Here is a 19475-nt window from a genome sequence, read left to right on the forward strand (position 1 = left end):
CCTGACCGATCGATTGTGTGGTGAACGTGGGAACCATCCGCGGTCGCCCGAGCCGCCGGGCAGCCAGTACGGCGGTGGGCAGGTCCGTTGCCGACTGATGGCCGTGGGTGGGGCGGAGGCCCCGTATTAGTCGCGGGAGTAACGACCCGTCGTGGAGACCGGGAAAGCCGGTCGCAGGGCAAAGGGGGCCAGCAAGTCAGTGGTGGAAGTACTGGAATGTCGGGAGGGTCGCCGGTGAATACCGACGAGCTGGAGCGCGCCTTGTATGAGGCGGAGCGTCAGGTACTGAAGATCCAGACCAAGCTGCACCGTTGGGCTCGTGATGATCCTCATCGCAGGTTCGACGACCTGTTCAATCTCGTTGCCGATCCCGGCTTCCTGTTGGTGGCCTGGGATCGGGTGCGGGGTAACAAGGGTGCTCGCACGGCCGGGGTGGACGGACGCACGGCGTCGTCCATCTCGCTGTGGGTCGGTGTCGAGGAGCTCCTCGATGCTCTGCGGTCGCAGATCAAGGACCGCAGTTTCCAGCCCATGCCGGTGCGGGAGCGGATGATCCCCAAGTCGGGCGGCAAGCTTCGCCGACTGGGGATTGCGACGGTCACCGACCGGGTGGTGCAGGCATCCTTGAAGCTAGTGCTGGAGCCGATCTTCGAGGCGGATTTCCTCCCGTGTTCCTACGGGTTCCGCCCGAATCGCCGGGCTCATGACGCGGTGGCGGAGGTGCGCTTGCTCACGTCCAAGAAGTACGAGTGGATCGTGGAAGGCGACATCAAAGCCTGCTTCGACGAGATCTCACACACCGCTCTCATGGAGCGGGTGCGGGCACGCGTCGGGGACAAACGCGTTCTGGCCGTGGTGAAGGCGTTCCTCAAGGCGGGCATCCTCGGTGAGGACGGCCTGCTGCGGGAAAACGACACCGGCACCCCGCAGGGTTCGATCCTTTCGCCGTTGCTCAGCAACGTCGCTCTCTCGGTCCTGGACGAGCACATTGCCCAGGCGTCGGGAGGTGCCGGAACTGATCTCAACGAGCGCCGGAGGCGTCGACGCCGAGGTCTGCCCAACTACCGGCTGGTCCGGTACGCGGACGACTGGTGCCTGATGGTTCACGGCACCAAGGTAGACGCCGAAACGCTACGCGATGAGATCGCGGAAGTCCTCACCACGATGGGCCTGCGCTTGTCGCCGGAGAAGACTCTGATCACCCACATCGAGCAGGGCCTGGACTTCCTCGGATGGCACATTCAGCGCCACCGCAAACCAGGCACCAACCGGTACTACGTCTACACCTATCCGGCCAAGAAGGCCCTGCGGGCCATCATGGCCAAGGTCAAGACACTGTGCCGGGAGGTCGGCACGAACCAGCCGCTCGACGCCCTGCTCGCCCGGATCAACCCGGCGGTGCGGGGCTGGTGCGCCTACTTCCGGCCCGGGGTGTCCTTCGCGACCTTCTCCTACCTGCGCCACTACATGTGGCACACGGTGTGGCGATGGGTGCAGCGCAAGCACCCCAAGACGGCCTGGAAGACGATCCGTCGCCAGTACGGCGGCGTCGGATCTTGGTGGGCCAGCGAGAACCGGGAGCTGTTCAATCCCATCACGGTAGGCACTACGCGCTACCGCTACCGGGGAGCAGCTATCCCCACTCCCTGGCCGACCGAGGGATGAGAACAACCACCGCGAACCCATCGGGGCTTGTGGAGAGCCGGGTGCGGTGACAAGTCGCATGCCCGGTTCGGGAAGCGGCTCCGGGGAAACGGGCCGGTCGAAAGACCGAAACCGCGCCCCGGGCCGACTTCACCAGCCGGCACGGCGTTCAAGGACGGCGGCGAAGCGTTCCGGGTTGCGCTGCGAGCGTCCCGTGGCGGCCTGGGCCTTGAGCGTCCAGTCCATCTGTCAGGGCGGGCCCATGAGGGTCCGCCACGGCGCGGAGCGACCGTCGCAGCAGGTGGAATTCAAGGACCCGGACACCGGCAAGACCTGGCACAGGCAGCGTCAACGCAGCTTCAACTGCTCGCGAAGACGGTTCACATGAGCCTGGGTGGTGCCGCTTCGGCCGGGACATCGAGCTCGCGACCGGCATCGCCGGCAACCAAGCCCTTCATTGGGTCGGGCCAAGTACCTCGTCGGCACTGCGCGGCTCTGTGCGCGGCTGCTGATTGAGCTTGTGGCGCGCGAGGGAGGATCGCCGGTAGGCCTCCTTGCGGGCCCGCATGATGTTTCCCAGAGGTGCGTGCTCGGCGGTGACCCGCCAGGGCGTGAAGGACAGCGCGTCCATCTTCTCCAGATTTTCCGGGCCGGAGATGTCCTGCTGCGGCAGCCGCAGCTTGGCCACGGTGACGGGCGGCGAGAGCTGCTCGGGCCATTCGACAGTGGTGTCCTCCACCGGCATCCGCTCCAGGTCGGTGCAGAGCTGTACCTGGATGTCGAAGGCGTAGGGCCGCTCCTGCAGCTCGGCTTGCAGGGTCGGCCGGAAAACCTCCGCTCCCGAGGTCGGGTCGATGGTGCGCCGGACCACCGCGGCGGCGAAGAGCGGGTCGGGGGTGATGCGCACCTTTGCGATGTACTCCCCGTGCCGGACCGCGCCCATCGTCCAGTAGCTCGACAGCAGCAGGTTTGCCGGAGGGGTCTTCGACAGGCGCAGGAAGGCCAGGAACTCGTCCCACGCCCAGTCGTCCTGGTCCAGCGTTCCCTTTCCGGTCACGAACTCGGTGAAGAAACGATGCGCGCCGGGTCGGCCCTGGGAGAAGTAGGCCGGCGCGTTCAGGAACAACTCCTGGATGAAGAGGTAGTGCTCGACCGTGTTGCAGAAGAAGACCGGTCCGTTGATGTTGGCGTAGTCGAATGTGCCCGTGTCCGGTTCGTCCTCCAGCAGAGTCGGGCCGGGAATGTCGAACATCTTCAGAGCCAGTCCGGTGGCGGCGCCCAGTCGAGCGTCGGCTCCGGCATGAGGCGAGCCGTTGGAGAAGCGGATGAGCGCATCGTGGGTTCCTGGAGTCGCGTAGATTCCTTGGGCGTACTCGGGGGGTAGCCCGTCCAGGATCTCCACTTCCCCTCGGACCAACCCGTAGCCCTTGGCGTGGGCGTCGCGGAGGGCCCGGCCGGTACCACCGGCCTTGACCGACTCGGCGATGTAGCTCTCGGTCTTCTCGATCACCGTCTGCAGGTTCTGGTCGAAGTGCGGATCGTCGTCTTCGACGTCCGGTGTGTAGCGGACGAACTGTGTTGCCATGACGTCGACCTCTTCTCGAAGACCGCGTGGGGCCTCAGGGGGTAGGAATTGCCCTCAGTCCTCCAGTTCGGCGAGCCAGCGCAGGGCGCGCAGACCCGGCACGAAGCAGTACTCACCGCCACGGGTGACCACGAAGCTGGGCAGGTTCTGCAGACGGCGCCGGACCGGCTTCTCGGGGATGGTGACGCTCCCGGTTCCGCCGTGATGCCCAGCCACTGGGTCCTTCTCGCCGGGATAGCCGATGAAGTTGCCGTCGTTGATCCACTCGGCCTTGATGAACTCGAACTGCCGTTCCAGATGGGCTCCGAGGAAGACTCCGACCAGGCCCCGGTCGGCGCCGTCGTCTTCCAGCACGCCCTCGGGCAGCGGCGGGCCGTAGGTGGTGCCGCGGCGGATGAGACGGTGCATCCGCGCGTCGCCGATGATGGTGGAATCACGGGGATTGGTGCGCCTGATGTGCGCACCGGCGGGGCACCGGAACCCTCGGTCGTCGTTCGCCCGGTACAGGAAGTTGTTGTTGCGGTGCGGATCGGCCGCCAGCTCCGGGTCATCGTGCTCCGGCGTCAGCGTCAGCGGCGCCCCGCTGGGCCAGCGCCCGACCATCTTCGCCGCCAGGAGTGCCTCCTCCTCGGCGCTGGAGGTGTTCGCGCGCAGGTATCGGCGCCAGGCCGCCACGTTGGTGTGGATCTTGCGCACGGCCGCATAGGTCCCGTTGCGCCCAAGCAGCTCGGGGCTGGGCATGGGCGGCAGGCTGCCGGTTTCATCCGGGTAGCCGAGGATGAACTCGCCGGCCTTGATGGGGGCTTCCTGGGGGTTGGAGCCGGGAAGTCCTACGCCCTCGATGTTCGGATGGCTGATGCCGTCGCGGAATCCGAAGGTGGTGCGCCCGGTCGGGAGCTGGTGGACGTCCTGCTGCCAGATCACCTCGACACCAGGTGCGTCCTCGTAGGCGACGCGGGCCCGCTGCAGCTCCTTGTCCAGCTGCGCCGTATCTGAGGAGAGGGCGCTCAACGCGATATGAACATCGCCCGTTCCGAACGGTGCCTCCCAGTGGGCCGGGGCACTCTCGCCCACGTCACCGATCAGCTCCGCCCGAGCGGCCATGCCCTCACGAAACGCCTGCGGAAAACTGGCCAGCGACTCCTGGGGCACCCCCAGGGCACTCAGCCCCTGGTAAGTGAACGCCACCGCCACCCAGGCATCCTGGCTCCGGTCCGCGCTGAGCAGACCACCCGCGGTCACGGGGAGTAGCCGCCGCAGCAAGGCGCGCCCGGCATGGCGGTCATCGACGCGCAGGAAAATGAACTTTCCCTCGTACGGCACCGGCCGTGGACGCAGGGCCCCGCTTTGGACGTCGTCGATCTCCACGCCCGTGCCGGCCGCGCTGCTGCTGTCCGCGGTGTTCATGATCGCTTGTGCCTCCACATCGGTCTGGGCAGCCCTACTGCGGCTGGTGCGTGCCCGCCGACGCGGTCCACCGTTGGGAGGTCGGCTCTGAGGGTTGGCTGTGTCCGGCTTCTAGGCTGCGGCTTCTTCCAACAGCTTCTGGAAGGCCGGCGTGGCCAGCAACTCGGCGTTCGCCGGGTTGTCCAGCGCCGCCCGGAATTCAGGGGTGTCGAGCACCGCCTGGAACGCGTCGTCCACGCGCTGGTCCTTATAGATCTGCTGAACGGTCAGGTCGGGATAGGCGCTGACGAAGACCTCTGCGGGCTCCTGCCGGGCGACGAACCAGTCCTTCACCCCTGGGTCAGTGACGCCGGGAAACCCTTCGCTGTGCGAGAAGACCTTGTCGAAGCGGGCCCCGACTACCGTCTGGGCGAAGTCGTCGATGTACGTGTCCCAGGAGCCGTCGAAGACACTGGCGAACATAAATCGGGTGTCGTTGTCGAAGATCACGTGCCGTGCGTCATGCAGGGTGCCGATCTGGCGCACCGCAGCATGGACGCGTTCGTCGTCCGCCGCGGCGGAGAGCGCGGCGAGATCCTCACGCAGCGCATCGGCCTCGCCCGGCTTGATCTTGGTGAATACGGTGAACTCGCTACAGACCCCATCCGACCTGCCTGGCCGCTCGGGCTGAGCCGACTGGGCTGCACCTGTCGTCGCAGTCATCGTGAGATTCTCCTGCCACGGATCGGTACGAGGGTCGCCAAGCGCCCGGACATGGGGCGCCATTGCCCTCACATATCAATCCTCACTGCGGATGCGCTGCCTCGCACCTTCGCCCCTGTGCGTGTGCTCCCCTGGGGCGGATCCCCGAGAAGCTCCGCTGCGGGGGCCATCCTGAATCACTTCACGCTCCCCCACCAGGTCCGAATACGTTCCGTGACGCGTCTACGTCACAGTGCCGAGCGAAGGCGGCAACGCGGGTGCGGCAGGCCCATGCCGGGGGGTTTTTGCGTCCTGAGAAGCTCCCGAGGACAGCTCCGGCCCAGCGCAGGAAGATGGAATGAGACGCGCCGAGTACGTCGTCGCCAACGTGGACCTGGACGCAGGAGAGATCACGGTCGCGCTTCGACTCCAGCGGATCAACCGTCAGCTGGTGCATGACCAGACCAGGACTGAGGCGTCGTCGGCCACCCTGCCCTTGCCTGAGATCTGCGTCACCGCGCTGCGGCTCCGCCAAGAGGCTCAGGAGATCGCCAAGAGGGCGGCTGGTGAGCTGTGGACCGATTCGGACTTCGTGTTCACGACGCGGTATGGAACCCCGATCGAGTCACGGAACTTCAACCGAGCCTTCGCCGCGCGGTCGGCTGCTGCCACTGTCCGCAAGATCCGCTTGCACGACACTCGGCACACCTGCGGGTCACCGCTCGCCGCCCTCGACGTGCACCCCCGCACCGCAATGCAGATCCTTCGTCACAGCAAGATCGCGGTGACGATGGAGGTCTACACCTACATCCCGTCCGAGGCCACGCGGCGGGCTCTCAAGAAGCTGCGCAAGCACCTCGGTGCACAAGGTCAGACATAGTTGCTGTACTTCGCTGCTGTACGACGCCAAAGAGCCCCTACCGAGTTTCCCCGGTAGAGGCTCTGAGCTGCGGTGGACCTGTGGGGATTTGAACCCCAGACCCCCTCGATGCGAACGAGGTGCGCTACCAGACTGCGCCACAGGCCCTTGCAACGAGTGAAACTCTAGCACCCCCACGGGGGTGCTCGGAAATCCGTTCCGTGCTGGTCAGCCGAGTCGGTGTCGCAGCGAGGGCCCGGCGGTCTCACTCGTTGGCGGCACGGGGGCGTTCCCCGTCCTCGTACTGGTCGAAGAGCGGGGTCCGGCCGCGGTCGCGGGTGCGGCGGGACTGGTTGGTGCGCTGGCGCGGTGCCGGGTCGACGGATGGTGCCGTGGCGTGCGAGGTGCCTGTCTGGGTGGGTTCCGCGGCGCTGGAGCGGGCCGCGCTCCAGGTCTCCGGGTTGGCGACCTCGACGCCGCCCGTGGCGCGCGGGGCGACCGGAGCGGTGACGTACGTCGGCAGCGGGACCGGGACCGGCTCCCAGCTGTCGCCCTGGACCCGACCGCGTTCGCGCTGCTGGTCGACCCATTCCGCGTGGTCCGTCTGCTCGACCAGGGCGCGGCGGCCGGCCTCCTGCGGGGAGACCGCGGGTGCGGGCTCGGGCTCGGGGTGGCGCGCTTCGGACTCCTCGTCGGCCGCTACGGGGACCGACGCGGCCGACTGGTGCCTGCGGGGACGGTTCTCGCGCAGATGCTGCGCCGCCACCTCGGCCCGCCGCCGGTCCATGGTGAAGGCGAACCGGCGTCGTTCCTGGGCGCGCAGATGCACGATGTACGTGCTCAGCAGCACCGCCGGAACCGCGGGCGCCCAGAGGAAGCCGAGGCCGCCGACCGCCGCGACGACCGCGCCGAGGGTGAAGGCGAGGAAGAGGACGACGGTGGTACGCCGACGGCGCGCGAGGACCTGCAGGCGCTGGGCGCGCCGGACGCGCTCGGCATCCGTCCCGGGGCGCGGGCGCGCGCGCCGTGCGGACGCGGGGCGCGCGCGGTCCGCGCGCTCGGGCGGGTGCGCCGGGTCGTGCAACCGGGCTTCGGTATGCGCCGGAGGCGCGGCGAAGGCCCGGACGTCCACGGAATCCATACGGTCCGTGTCGACGTCCGGGTCGGCGTCGGGCCCCGCCTGCTCGGCGGTGCGCTCCCGCAACTCCTTGGCATACCGGCGCTCCATTGCCGCCCGTCCGGACAGCAGCCGGATGGCGGTGCTGAAGCGTTCCGTCGGACGGGCTTCGTTGAGCTCGTCCTGCCTGCGGAGCCACATCGGCACCAAGTAGGCGGCCCAAGCCCCGACGATGACTGCGTAGATGAGGCCGCTGCTGCTCACGTCTCACACCGTAGAGGGGTTTGCACGGAGGCATCCGCCAATTGGCCCGGTGTGTCGCACGATCCGGCTGATTTCAAGGACTTTTTTTGTGATTGTTCAGATCGGCAGTGCATGTTTGCGCGTTCATTTGTGGCCATACGCCGATCGATATCGAACACTTATTTTATTTCCGTGGTGTCCCGGGTCGTGCCTGGTGCCAGCGCCGGAGCAGCCCCTCGGGTACTTCCTCCGCGGTGAGCGCGTAGATCAGATGGTCCCGCCAGGCGCCGTCGATGTGGAGATAGCGCGGACGCAGGCCTTCCTCACGGAATCCCAGTTTCTCGACGACCCTTCTGCTGGGCCGGTTCTCCGGCCGAATGCACACCTCGATGCGGTGCAGTCCGACCCTTTGGAAGCAGTGGTCGACCGCGAGGGCGACGGCGGTCGGCATCACACCGCGGCCCGCCACGTCCTGGTCGACCCAGTAGCCGACGTGGCCCGAGCACATGGAGCCCCAGGTGATGCCGGCGACCGTCAGCTGGCCGACCAGACGGCCCTCGTACTCGATGGCGAAGGGCAGCATCCGGCCCGCGTTGGCCTCGGAGCGCAGATGACGGACCATCTGACGGTAGGTGGGGCGCTGGGCCACCGGGCCGCCCGGGGCGGGCGGCGGCACGGTCGCCTCCCAGGGACGCAGCCAGTCACGGTTGCGCCGGTTGACCTCGCGCCACGTGCGCTGGTCGCGCAGTTTCACCGGGCGGAGGGTGACCGCTCCGTCCGTGAGGACCACCGGCCAGGTCGGGACGTTCAGCTCGGGCTCCCGGGTCGGGGGTGATCGCCGCCGCGAAGCTGGTCGACGGCGTGCACCAGGAGACGTTCGAGGACGGCGAGGCCGTCGCGCACCCCGCCGGTGGAGCCCGGCAGGTTCACGACGAGCGTGTGGCCGGCGACGCCCGCGAGGCCGCGGGAGAGCGCGGCGGTGGGCACCTTGTCCCGGCCCTCGGCGCGGATCGCCTCGGGGATGCCGGGGATCTCGTGGTCGAGGACGCGACGGGTGGCGTCGGGGGTGCGGTCGGTGGGCGAGATGCCCGTACCTCCGGTCGTGACGATGACGTCGTACCCGGTGGCCACCCCGGCGCGCAGTGCCTGTTCGACCGGGTCGCCGTCGGGCACGACCTGCGGTCCGTCGACGACGAAGCCGAGCCGCGTGAGCGCCTCGGAGATCAGGGGGCCACCCTTGTCCGCGTAGACCCCGGCGGAGGCGCGGTTCGACGCGGTCACCACAAGTGCGCGGTAGGCCGACGGAGCGGCACCACCGGGGAGGCCCGCCGTTCCGCCGGCGGCCGCTTCACCTGGCGCCGTCACGTGTCCGCTCCGTCCGGCGTGGTGCGCCGGTACTCGCCGGACTTGCCGCCCGACTTCGACTCGACCCGCACGTCCGTGATGACCGCCGCCTTGTCGACCGCCTTGACCATGTCGATCACGGTGAGCGCGGCGACCGAGACGGCCGTCAGGGCCTCCATCTCGACGCCGGTGCGGTCCGTGGTCTTCACCGTGGCGAGGATCTCCACCGCGTCGTCGGCGACGCTCAGCTCGACCTTGACGCCGGAGACTGCGAGCGGGTGGCAGAGCGGGATCAGCTCGGGGGTGCGCTTGGCGCCCATGATCCCGGCGATCCGGGCGGTGGCGAGGGCGTCGCCCTTGGGCACTCCTTCGCCGCGGAGCAGCTCGATGACGCGCGGTGAGACGAGGACCCGGCCACTGGCGCTGGCGGCGCGCGCGGTGACGTCCTTCTCCGAGACGTCGACCATGCGGGCCGCGCCCGCCTCGTCGATGTGCGTCAGCCTGTTCTGCGTACTCAACTCACTCCGCCTCGCGGTAGGGCGCCGGTTGTCCGACCGGCCCGCACCACTGGTGCGGGCCCGAGGGGCCCGGGGGTGTCCCCGGGACGGCACAGCGGCAGATACCGTACCGCCACCGCCCGGGGATCAGCGGAGCAGGATCACCTCGGTGTCCGTACCGGGTTCGGCGGAGGTGACGTCCTCGGGCAGCACGATCAGCGCGTCGGCCTGCGCGAGGGCGGCGATCAGATGCGATCCGGAACCGCCGACAGGGGTGACGGTGCCGGCCTCCGCGTCGTACGTACCGCGCAGGAACTGGCGTCGGCCGGCCGGTGAGGAGAGCGCCTTGTCGGTGTTCAGCGTGGCCCGGGCAGTGGGGCGGTTCACGTCCTGAAGACCCATCAGGGTGCGGATCACGGGCCGTACGAACAGCTCGAAGGAGACGTACGACGAGACGGGGTTGCCCGGGAGCGCCAGCAGCGGGGTGTGTTCGGGGCCGATCGAGCCGAAGCCCTGCGGCTTGCCCGGCTGCATGGCCAGCTTGCGGAAGTCGATGCCACTGCCGGGCTCGTCCTCCTCGCCCACCGACGACAGGGCTTCCTTGACGACGTCGTACGCGCCGACGCTGACGCCACCGGTGGTGACGACGATGTCGGCGCGGATCAGCTGGTCCTCGATCGTGGCGCGAAGCGTGTCGGCGTCGTCGGTGACGGCGCCGACCCGGTAGGCGATCGCTCCGGCGTCCCGGGCGGCCGCCGTGAGCGCGAAGCTGTTGGAGTCGTAGATCCGGCCGCCGGTCAGCTCCTCGCCGGGCTGCACCAGCTCGCTGCCGGTCGAGATGACGACGACGCGCGGCCGGGGCCGCACCTTGACCGTGGCACGGCCGATCGCGGCGAGCAGACCGATCTGTGGCGGCCCGATCACCGATCCGGCGCGCAGGGCCAGATCGCCCGGCCTGACGTCGCTGCCGCGGGCCCTGACATGGGCCCGGGCCTCGACGGGGCGGTGGACGCGGACCTCGCCGCCCGCGCCCTCCGGGGCGTCGCGGTGGGCGCGCATCGTGTCGGCCGGGCCGCCGCCCGTACCCCCGTCGGTCCACTCGACCGGGACCACGGCCTCGGCGCCCTCCGGCAGCGGGGCGCCGGTCATGATGCGGGCGGCCTCGCCGGGACCGACGCGCCGGTCTCCGGGCAGCCCGTCGCTGCCGGCCGCGACGTCACCGATGACGGTGAGCACCGCGGGGAACTCCTCGTCGGCGGCCTCGACATCGGCGACGCGGACCGCGTACCCGTCCATCGAGCTGTTGTCGAAGGGCGGCAGGGCGATCTCCACGACGACGTCCTCGACGAGGACGCAGCCCTGGGCATCGTGCAGTTGCAGCTCGATGGGTTCGAGCGGTCGCACCGCGCCGAGAATGTCTTCCAGGTGCTCGTCCACCGACCAGATCGTGCTGCTCAAGGTGCTACATCTCCTCGGTGACGTAACTGCGGAGCCAGGTCCTGAAGTCCGGGCCCAGGTCCTCACGTTCGCACGCGAGTCTGACAATGGTACGGAGGTAGTCGCTCCGGTCACCGGTGTCATAGCGGCGCCCCTTGAAGACGACGCCGTGCACGGGGCCGCCGATCTTCTCGTCCTCGGCGAGGAGTTGCAGGGCGTCGGTCAGCTGGATCTCGCCGCCGCGCCCGGGCTCGGTCCTGCGCAGTATGCCGAAGACGGCGGGGTCGAGGACGTAGCGGCCGATGATGGCGAGGCTGCTGGGTGCGTCCGCCCTGTCGGGCTTCTCGACGAGGCCGGTGACGCGCACCACATCGCCGTCGGCGGTGGGCTCCACGGCCGCGCAGCCGTACATGTGGATCTGCTCCGGCGCGACCTCCATCAGCGCGACGACGCTGCCGCCCTCGCGCTCCTGGATCTCGACCATGCGGGCCAGCAACGGGTCGCGCGGGTCGATCAGGTCGTCGCCGAGGAGGACCGCGAACGGCTGGTCGCCGACGTGCGGCGCGGCGCACAGCACGGCGTGACCGAGACCGCGCGGATCGCCCTGCCGGACGTAGTGCATGGTGGCCAGGTCGCTCGACTCCTGGACCTTCTGGAGTCGTTCGGCGTCTCCCTTGCGGGTGAGCGCGGACTCCAGTTCGTAGTTGCGGTCGAAGTGGTCCTCGAGGGGACGCTTGTTGCGGCCGGTGATCATCAGGACGTCGGAGAGGCCGGCGGCCACCGCTTCTTCGACGACGTACTGGATCGCGGGCTTGTCGACGACAGGCAGCATCTCCTTGGGAGTGGCTTTGGTGGCCGGCAGAAAGCGGGTACCGAGTCCCGCCGCCGGGATGACAGCCTTACTGATCCTGGTGTGCGACTGAGTCATGCGCAGAACCATATCCGGTACGTATGGGCGGAAGATGAGGCTCCGGTTAACTTTGTACGCCTATATGAACTTACGAGAAATTTAGGTGCCCATTGAATACCGACATGTCGCAAAAGGCGCTTCTCCGACGTGAACTACTGGCCGCGCGGCGCCTTCTGACCAGGGAAGACGTGGATAACGCCGCGGCGGTTCTGTCCCGGGGCGCATTGCGTCTTCCGGAGCTCTCCGGGGCCCGCACCGTCGCTGCGTACGTCTCGGTGGGGAGCGAGCCGGGCACTCACCCCCTGCTGGACGCGCTGCGCGCGCGGGGCGTACGGGTGCTGCTCCCGGTGCTCCTGGCGGACAACGATCTGGACTGGGCGCCGTACGAGGGAGCCGGCCGCCTGGTCCGGGCCGGTCGCGGGCTGCTGGAGCCGGACGGCGAACGGCTCGGCCCCGACGCCGTTCTGGACGCCGAGGTGGTCCTGCTGCCGGGTCTCGCGGTGGACGCGCGCGGGATGCGGCTGGGCCGCGGCGGCGGCAGTTACGACCGGGTGCTGGCCCGGCTCACCGCGGCGGGGGCGCATCCGGCGCTGGTCGTCCTGCTGTACGACGACGAGGTGGTCGCGCGGGTCCCTGAGGAACCGCACGACCACCCAGTCGACGTGGTGGTGACTCCGGCCATGACCCGCCGGACGGGTCCTACGGTTTGAGGGTCAGGGTGTCGGTCGTCGACCCGGCGACGGCGTTGGTCCCGAAGGACCAGTCGAGCAGTTCGCCGTTGACCCACTTATCGGTCTGATCGGTGTAGTGCGCGCTGAACGCGTGCCCGGAGGCGCCGGTGAGGTTGATCCAGCGGGACTTGTCCCAGTCCCCCACGTTGACCACCATCCGCATGGACGGCACCCAGACGACGTCGTAGCCGCCCGCCGCGTTCCAGCCGGTGGCGTTCACCGCGGCCTCGCCGCCGCCGAGGTTCCACGGACCGCGGTTGAGCACCCGCTGGAGCAGACCGGGGCCCTCGGTGCCGAGGGTCTGGTTCTTCAGGGTCAGCCGGTGCAGCCGACCCCAGTTCCAGGTGGTGATGTCCTTGCCGAGCTTGGCGGTCAGCTCCCAGCGGGCGTCCGCCATGGCGCGGGCGAAGAGCTGGTCACGGTTATCGGTCGCCTCGTCCCGGCCGCGCTCCGGCGACTTCCACCAGTCGCTCTTCGGGTCGTCCATCAGGTCCTTGACCACCTGGTACCAGCGGTCGCCGCCGTCCGGCTGTGCCGTGTCCGCGTCGCGCCGGCCACACTCGCGCACCAGCTTGCCCTGCTCGTCGACCGGGCCCGAACTGTCGGCCTGCGGCACGTACAGGCACTCGCCCTTGACCCGCAGCTCCTTGGGCAGCTTGTCGCCGAAGGCCAGCTTCAGGATGTTGCGCCAGACCGCGTTGAAGTACGCGGCGGCGGCCGAGTCGGGCTCCTGGGTGTAGTCCCAGCCCTCCAGGAGCTTCTGTGCCTCGCGGACGCTCTTGTCCGAGATGTTGATCTTCATCAGCTCGGGCACCAGCAGCGCGGCGATCTCGCTGGTGTTGTCCATCTGCATCTTCTGCATGTCTTCGGTCGAGATCTTCCCGCCGCCCTTGATCTTCGACTCGACGAGGTCGTTGATCCGCTGGCTGCGGGAGCCGTAGCCCCAGTCCTTGGTGAGCAGGTGGGGGTACTTCTTCTCGTCGATGACGGCCTGGTTGGCGGTGACGATGTAGCCGCGCTTCGGGTTGTACTCGTAGGGCAGCTCGTCGAACGGGACCGGGTCCTTCTTCCAGCCGTACGCCGAGGACCAGCCGGGGCTGGGCATCGTGCCGTCGCCCTGGACGCGGACCGGGATCTTTCCGGGGGCCTGGTAGCCGATGTTGTTCTTGGTGTCGGCATAGATGAGGTTCTGCGAGGGAACCTCGAAGTGCTCGGCCGCCTTGCGGAAGGACGGGAAGTCCTTGGCCCGGTTGAGCTCGAAGACGGCGTCCATGGAGTGGCCGGGGTCCAGCGCGGTCCACTTCAGGGCGACCGCGTAACCATCGGCCCGGTCCGGGGCCGCGTTCGCGACGGGGGCCTTCTGGCCGACCTTCTCCAGTTCGCTGCTGCGGTCGGAGACCAGCGGACCGTTGTTGGTCTCGCGGACGGTGATGTGCCGGCTCTTGCCGCCCGCGACCTTGATGGTCTCCTCACGGACGGTGAAGGGCTTGACCTTGCCGTCGTACAGATAGCCGTCGCCGGAGACCTTCTCCAGGAAGAGGTCGGTGACGTCCGCGCCGAGGTTGGTGAAGCCCCAGGCGATGTCCTGGTTGTGGCCGATTATCACGCCGGGCATGCCGGAGAAGGTGTAGCCGGCGGTGTCGTACTGGCAGGTCGCCGAGATCTGACGGCAGTGCAGCCCCATCTGGTACCAGAGCGAGGGCAGCTGGGGCGCCAGGTGCGGGTCGTTGGCGAGCAGCGGCTTGCCGGTCGTCGTGTAGTTGCCGGAGACCACCCAGGAGTTGGACCCGATGCCGGTGCCGTTCGGGCCGAGCAGCGCCGGGATCTGGTCGAGGGTGTCGGAGAGCGAGGAGAGCTGGGTGTTCAGGCCCTCGGTGGCGCCCACCACGGTGTCCGAGCCGATGCTGTCGGACGGTGTCGCGTCCGGGTCGAACTTCCCGGTGACCGAGGAGATCGCGCCCTCGCTGACGATCGGCTTGTGCTTGTACGAGTAGGGCGGGTAGAGGTCCTCGATCTGCTTCTTGTCGAGCCTGCTGGTCATCAGCGAACGGTCGATCTCGTCCTGCATGTTGCCGCGCAGGTCCCAGGCCATGGCCTTGAGCCAGGCGACGGAGTCGACCGGGGTCCACTCGGCCGGCTTGTAGTCGTTGGTGAAGCCGAGGGCGGCGTACTCGACGGAGATGTCCTTGCCGTCGCGCCCCTTCAGGTAGGCGTTGACGCCGTCCGCGTACGCCTGCAGGTTCTTCTTGGTGTCCGCGGACAGGACCGTGTCGTACTCCTCCTGCGCGACCTTGCGCCAGCCGAGCGTGCGCAGGAAGGAGTCCGTCTCGACCTGGCCGGAACCGAACATCTCGGAGAGCCGGCCCGCCGTCATGTGGCGGCGGACGTCCATCTCCCAGAAGCGGTCCTGCGCCTGCACGAAGCCCTGGGCGCGGAAGAGATCTGTGTCGGAGTCCGCGTACAGCTGCGGAATTCCGTAGGAGTCGCGCTTGACGTCGACGTTGCCGTCGAGGCCGTCGAGCTTCAGCGACCCGGTCGTCTGCGGGTACGAGGCCCGCACGGTCGATACGGACCAGAACGCGCCGTACCCGATACCCGCGACAAGCGCCAGCACCAGAACGATCACGATCAGGCGGGCACGTCGCCCCTTCTTCCTGCCGGTCTTCCCACCGGCGGAACCGGTGGTGCCGGAAGAGGCGGTTGTGTTGGCGGGCATCGCTGTCCTTCGAGGGGCAGGTGGTCCTGGGAGTGCAGGAGCAACCATAGGCGCAGCACCGGGGCGGCTCTGACGCGGCATAGGAAAGGTTCGAATTCCGCGGTGATCGCACGAACGCTCGAACGCGTCAAGAAAGCGTTAAAGATTAGGTAAGGTAACGAAGTGTCGGCGGCGAACAGCCGATGCCGAAGGTCGATTCGGCAGGCGTACACAGGGAAGGAACGGCCACTGACTGTCCACGCGCTCAACGAACTCCTGCTCGCCTGCTCACTCGTCCTGCTCGTCGCGGTGGCGGCGGTGCGCGTCTCGTCCCGCAGCGGGCTCCCCAGCCTGCTCCTGTACCTGGGCATCGGGATCGCCATAGGGCAGGACGGCATCTTCGACGTCACGTTCAACAACGCCGAACTGACCCAGGTGATCGGCTATGCCGCACTGGTCGTGATCCTCGCCGAGGGCGGCCTGGGCACGAAGTGGAAAGAGATCAAGCCCGCGCTGCCGGCCGCGGCGATGCTCTCGATCGTCGGCGTCGCGGTGAGTGTCGGTGTCACCGCGGCCGGGGCCCATTACCTGGTCGGCCTGGACTGGCGACAGTCGCTGATCATCGGCGCGGTCGTCTCGTCGACGGACGCCGCGGCGGTCTTCTCCGTCCTGCGCAAGGTGCCGCTGCCCGCCCGCATCACGGGTGTACTGGAAGCCGAGTCCGGCTTCAACGACGCCCCCGTGGTGATCCTGGTGGTGGCCTTCTCGGCCAAGGGATCGGTGGACAGCTGGTACGTACTGGTCGGCGAGATAGCCCTGGAACTCGCGATCGGCGCCGCCGTCGGTCTCGCCGTCGGCTGGCTCGGCTCGTTCGGACTGCGGCATGTCGCATTGCCCGCGTCCGGCCTGTACCCGATCGCCGTGATGGCGATCGCGGTGTCCGCGTACGCGGCGGGCGCCATGGCCCACGGCAGTGGCTTCCTGGCCGTGTACCTGGCCGCGATGATCCTCGGCAATGCCAAGCTGCCGCACTGGCCCGCCACCCGCGGCTTCGCCGACGGGCTGGGCTGGCTGGCCCAGATCGGCATGTTCGTGCTGCTCGGACTCCTGGTCACGCCGCACGATCTGTACGCCGACTTCTGGCCCGCGGTCATCGTGGGACTGGTCCTGACCGTGGTGGCACGGCCGCTGGAGGTCTTCATCTCGCTGGCACCGTTCCGGCTGCCCTGGCAGGAGAAGGCGCTCATGTCCTGGGCGGGGCTGCGCGGCGCCGTACCCATCATCCTGGCGACCATTCCGATGGTGTCCGGGATCGAAGGCTCCACCCGGGTCTTCAACATCGTCTTCGTGCTCGTCATCGTCTACACCGTCATCCAGGGACCGACGCTGCCCTGGCTGGCGAAGGCTCTGAAGATCGCCGACGATCCGGCCGAGGCCTCCGACCTGGGTATCGAATCGGCGCCGCTGGAGCGGTTGCGCGGGCATCTGCTGTCGGTCGCGATCCCCGGGAAGTCGAAGATGCACGGCGTGGAGGTCGGGGAGCTGCGGCTGCCCGCCGGGGCCGCGGTCACGCTGGTCGTACGGGACGGGAAGAGCTTCGTACCGGCGCCGTCGACCGCACTGCGGCGCGGCGACGAACTGCTGGTAGTCACCACCGACCCGGTGCGCGACGCGGCGGAGGAGCGGCTGCGCGCGGTCGGCGAGGGCGGCAAGCTCGCGGGCTGGCTGGGGACGACCGGCAAGGGCGGCGAAAGCCTCGCCGGGAGCGATGTGGCACATGATGTGGCGCACGCGCTGAAGGCCGTGACGAAGCGCGGGAAGGCCGACGGACCCAAAACGCACCATTGAGTCTCTGGCGTCACCTGAGGCTCCTTCGGCACCTGAGACTCCTGCGTCCAGCAGGGGTGGAGGTTCACGAGTCAAGGCTCCATGTGCTGCCGATCCGAGGCGGGGGCGGGGGCCCTCCGCACAATCAGAGGTGTGCGGGGGCGTCCGCCTGTATCATGAAGGAGGCTTGTTCGGTCCTTACTACGGGCCGGTCGGCCCGACGACCAACCCGAACAACCCACTCGAACGACTCACTCGAACGACCAACTCTGCCTGATGCAGAGCTGGCGCGACCGTATGGCGGTCGTGGCGTCCTCCGCCTCTGCTGAGCGCCCGGCATCTACCGCAGTCCCGCGCGAAGAGGACAGCTCTCGGCAGCACCCGCACGCGCCCGCACCACCCGTGCCGGCCGGCCCCGGGAGCTCAGCCACCAGGCGGCAGAAAGGCATGGACCGTGGCGTCCACGGTCTCCGACCGCCCCGGTTACGGACAGTTGCTGCGCACCCCCGGTGCGTGGACGTTTCTCCTGCCGGGCTTCGCCGCACGGCAGCCCTTCGCGATGCTGACGATCGGCATCGTGCTCCTGGTTCAGCACACCACCGGCTCGTACGGCAGCGCGGGCTCCGTCGCCGCCGTGACCGGTGTCTCCATGGCCCTGTTCGCGCCGCAGACCGGCAAACTCGCCGACCGTTTCGGCCAGCGCGCCGTGCTGCTGCCCGGTGTCCTGGTGCACGCGGCGTCCGTGTCGGCACTCACGGCGCTCGCGCTGGCGGACGCGCCCCTGTGGGCCCTGTTCGTGGCGGCCGTGCCGACCGGTGCGTCGGTTCCGCAGATCGGGCCGATGGTCCGGGCCCGCTGGGCGGCCCTGCTGGGCGCGGCACCGGGCCGCGAGGCTTCACCGTTGCTGTCCACCGCGGCCGCGTTCGAATCGGTGACGGACGAGTTCACCTTCGTCATCGGTCCGGTCCTCGCCACCGCGCTGTGCACGGGGGTGCACCCGGCGGCAGGCCTGATCACGGAGGCCGGGCTGACCCTGGTCGGCGGGCTGCTCTTCGCCGCGCAGCGCCGCACCCAGCCCGCGGTGCGCAACACCACGCCCGGCACCTCGCGACGGCATGCGTCCGCGCTGTCCGTACCGGGTGTCCGGGTCCTCGCGGTGGCCTTCCTGGGGATCGGCGCGGTCTTCGGCGGCATGCAGGTCTCGCTGACCGCCTTCGCCGAGGAGATCGGCCGGCCGGGGGCGAACGGCCTGCTGTACGGGGTCTTCGCGGCCGGCAACATGCTGGCCGGGATCGCCTGTGGCGCCATCGCCTGGAAGATCGGGCCGCGGCGGCGGCTGATCGTCGGGTACGTGGCGCTGACCCTGACCGCGTCCGGGCTGTGGGCGGTGCACTCCGTGCCGCTGCTGGCCGGGCTCGGACTGCTGGTCGGGCTGTCCATCGCCCCGGCCTTGATCAGCGGCTACACGCTGGTGGAGGCGCTGGTTCCGGGCTCTGCCCGGACCGAGGCGTTCACCTGGCTGACGGGCTCGGTCGCCCTCGGCCAGGCGGCCGCGGTGACGGTCGCCGGACGGCTCGCGGACGCCCACGGCGCGAGCACCGGATTCGTCGTGCCACTGGTCGGGACCGTACTCGCACTGGTCACCCTGGTCGCGCTGCGTTCGAGGCTGGCGCCGGTCCGCGCGACCGTCACGGCCGTGCGTGGCGCGGTTCGCCGCGATGCTGTCACCGCTGGAGAATGACGATCCCTGCACTCGAAATAATTGGAACCAGGGGAGCCACGGGGACCGCTGGTTCCCCTGGAGCCACGAGAACCGCTGGTTCCCCTGGAGCCACGAGAACCGCTGGTTCACCGGGAGCCACGGGAACACCGGGAACGACTGGAACTGCGGAGTCAGCGGAATGCGGCAGTGTGACTCATGCGGACTTCTGCGGGCTCGTGCGCCACATGATGTGGCAGCCGCCCCACCCGGGCCGACGGCCCTCATGACGGCCGAGCCCAGACCGCTGCCCACCGGGCAGGTGACAGACGTTACTGCAAACAGCAGCCCGCAGCAGTTACCATTGACGACTGTTAGCACTCATCGAGTGAGAGTGCCAGGAGGAAGACAAGTGCCGACGTATCAGTACCAGTGCACCGAATGCGGCGAGGGCCTCGAGGCGGTGCAGAAGTTCACCGATGATGCCCTGACCGTGTGCCCGAGCTGCGAAGGACGCCTGAAGAAGGTGTTCTCGGCGGTCGGCATTGTCTTCAAGGGTTCCGGTTTCTACCGGAACGACAGCCGTGGCTCCTCGTCGAGCAGCGCGCCGGCATCATCCTCGGCGAAGACGACCGGTTCCGATTCGTCGTCGTCGACGGGGTCGGACGCGAAGTCTTCCGCCTCCTCCTCGGCCACCGCGTCTTCGTCGTCCTCTTCGACTTCGCCATCCTCTTCGTCCTCGACGAGTGGTACGTCGGCCGCCTGACCCGCACCGCACTCCCCGGGGACCCCGCCGATC

At 68.7% G+C, this 19475-nt stretch carries 16 protein-coding genes and 1 tRNA gene; 6 read left to right on the forward strand and 11 right to left on the reverse strand.

Annotated features, from left to right (window positions below; translation table 11 throughout):
• Nucleotides 1-234 precede the first annotated feature (234 nt).
• Nucleotides 235-1665, forward strand: coding sequence for a group II intron reverse transcriptase/maturase (gene ltrA, locus ACFU8Q_RS11605; protein ID WP_384451273.1), 1431 nt, complete (start codon nt 235-237; stop codon nt 1663-1665).
• A gap of 433 nt (nt 1666-2098) precedes the next feature.
• Here the strand turns inward: ltrA and ACFU8Q_RS11610 are convergent, their stop codons facing one another.
• The 3 genes from ACFU8Q_RS11610 to ACFU8Q_RS11620 form a co-directional block, all read right to left on the reverse strand.
• Nucleotides 2099-3229 (reverse strand): catalase family protein, encoded by a 1131-nt coding sequence (locus ACFU8Q_RS11610; RefSeq protein WP_384451276.1) that lies wholly within the window; start codon nt 3227-3229, stop codon nt 2099-2101.
• Nucleotides 3230-3283: 54 nt separating this feature from the next.
• Nucleotides 3284-4636, reverse strand: a complete 1353-nt coding sequence (locus ACFU8Q_RS11615) for a Dyp-type peroxidase (protein WP_384451278.1) — start codon at nt 4634-4636, stop codon at nt 3284-3286.
• Nucleotides 4637-4747: 111 nt separating this feature from the next.
• On the reverse strand, nt 4748-5401 hold the full coding sequence (locus ACFU8Q_RS11620) for a hypothetical protein (RefSeq protein WP_384451281.1): 654 nt from the start codon (nt 5399-5401) through the stop codon (nt 4748-4750).
• Between the two features lie 274 nt (nt 5402-5675).
• Between ACFU8Q_RS11620 and ACFU8Q_RS11625 the strand changes: the two genes are divergently transcribed.
• Nucleotides 5676-6197 carry a tyrosine-type recombinase/integrase gene (locus tag ACFU8Q_RS11625; protein ID WP_384451282.1) on the forward strand — a complete coding sequence of 174 codons (522 nt, stop codon included), beginning with the start codon at nt 5676-5678 and terminating at the stop codon, nt 6195-6197.
• A gap of 73 nt (nt 6198-6270) precedes the next feature.
• On the opposite strand, the gene ACFU8Q_RS11630 is transcribed toward ACFU8Q_RS11625, so the two are convergent.
• The 7 genes from ACFU8Q_RS11630 to galU form a co-directional block, all read right to left on the reverse strand.
• Nucleotides 6271-6344: transfer RNA gene (locus ACFU8Q_RS11630), tRNA-Ala, on the reverse strand.
• Nucleotides 6345-6441: 97 nt separating this feature from the next.
• Entirely contained in the window at nt 6442-7557 is a 1116-nt protein-coding gene (gene glpR / locus ACFU8Q_RS11635) for a gephyrin-like molybdotransferase receptor GlpR (RefSeq protein ID WP_384451285.1), read from the reverse strand.
• Nucleotides 7558-7720: 163 nt separating this feature from the next.
• Nucleotides 7721-8326: a GNAT family N-acetyltransferase gene (locus tag ACFU8Q_RS11640; protein WP_384451288.1), complete on the reverse strand. Its 606-nt coding sequence runs from the start codon at nt 8324-8326 to the stop codon at nt 7721-7723.
• A gap of 17 nt (nt 8327-8343) precedes the next feature.
• The gene (locus ACFU8Q_RS11645; protein WP_384451291.1) at nt 8344-8901 is read right to left on the reverse strand and encodes a molybdenum cofactor biosynthesis protein B; all 558 of its coding nucleotides are present in this window, start codon (nt 8899-8901) and stop codon (nt 8344-8346) included.
• Entirely contained in the window at nt 8898-9398 is a 501-nt protein-coding gene (gene moaC, locus ACFU8Q_RS11650; RefSeq protein ID WP_384451294.1) for a cyclic pyranopterin monophosphate synthase MoaC, read from the reverse strand. Before moaC ends, ACFU8Q_RS11645 begins: the two co-directional genes overlap by 4 nt.
• A 126-nt stretch (nt 9399-9524) precedes the next feature.
• Complete coding sequence (glp, locus tag ACFU8Q_RS11655; protein WP_384451297.1) at nt 9525-10835, reverse strand: gephyrin-like molybdotransferase Glp; 1311 nt, start codon at nt 10833-10835, stop codon at nt 9525-9527.
• A 4-nt stretch (nt 10836-10839) separates the two neighbouring features.
• The gene (gene galU, locus ACFU8Q_RS11660; protein WP_384451300.1) at nt 10840-11742 is read right to left on the reverse strand and encodes a UTP--glucose-1-phosphate uridylyltransferase GalU; all 903 of its coding nucleotides are present in this window, start codon (nt 11740-11742) and stop codon (nt 10840-10842) included.
• Between the two features lie 104 nt (nt 11743-11846).
• On the opposite strand from galU, the gene ACFU8Q_RS11665 reads away from it, so the two are divergent.
• Nucleotides 11847-12434: a 5-formyltetrahydrofolate cyclo-ligase gene (locus tag ACFU8Q_RS11665; protein ID WP_384451303.1), complete on the forward strand. Its 588-nt coding sequence runs from the start codon at nt 11847-11849 to the stop codon at nt 12432-12434.
• Here the strand turns inward: ACFU8Q_RS11665 and ACFU8Q_RS11670 are convergent.
• A complete protein-coding gene (locus ACFU8Q_RS11670) occupies nt 12424-15171 on the reverse strand; it encodes a penicillin acylase family protein (RefSeq protein ID WP_384451306.1) in 2748 nt (915 codons plus the stop codon). The genes ACFU8Q_RS11665 and ACFU8Q_RS11670 overlap by 11 nt on opposite strands.
• Nucleotides 15172-15459: 288 nt before the next feature.
• Between ACFU8Q_RS11670 and ACFU8Q_RS11675 the strand changes: the two genes are divergently transcribed.
• The 3 genes from ACFU8Q_RS11675 (at nt 15460) to ACFU8Q_RS11685 (ending at nt 19442) form a co-directional block, all read left to right on the forward strand.
• Complete coding sequence (locus ACFU8Q_RS11675) at nt 15460-16998, forward strand: potassium/proton antiporter (protein WP_384451317.1); 1539 nt, start codon at nt 15460-15462, stop codon at nt 16996-16998.
• A gap of 433 nt (nt 16999-17431) precedes the next feature.
• Nucleotides 17432-18718: an MFS transporter gene (locus tag ACFU8Q_RS11680; protein ID WP_384451309.1), complete on the forward strand. Its 1287-nt coding sequence runs from the start codon at nt 17432-17434 to the stop codon at nt 18716-18718.
• Between the two features lie 370 nt (nt 18719-19088).
• Entirely contained in the window at nt 19089-19442 is a 354-nt protein-coding gene (locus tag ACFU8Q_RS11685) for an FmdB family zinc ribbon protein (RefSeq protein WP_384451312.1), read from the forward strand.
• Nucleotides 19443-19475: the final 33 nt, after the last annotated feature.

The organism is Streptomyces sp. NPDC057543, from assembly GCF_042801895.1.
GTDB lineage: Bacteria > Actinomycetota > Actinomycetes > Streptomycetales > Streptomycetaceae > Streptomyces.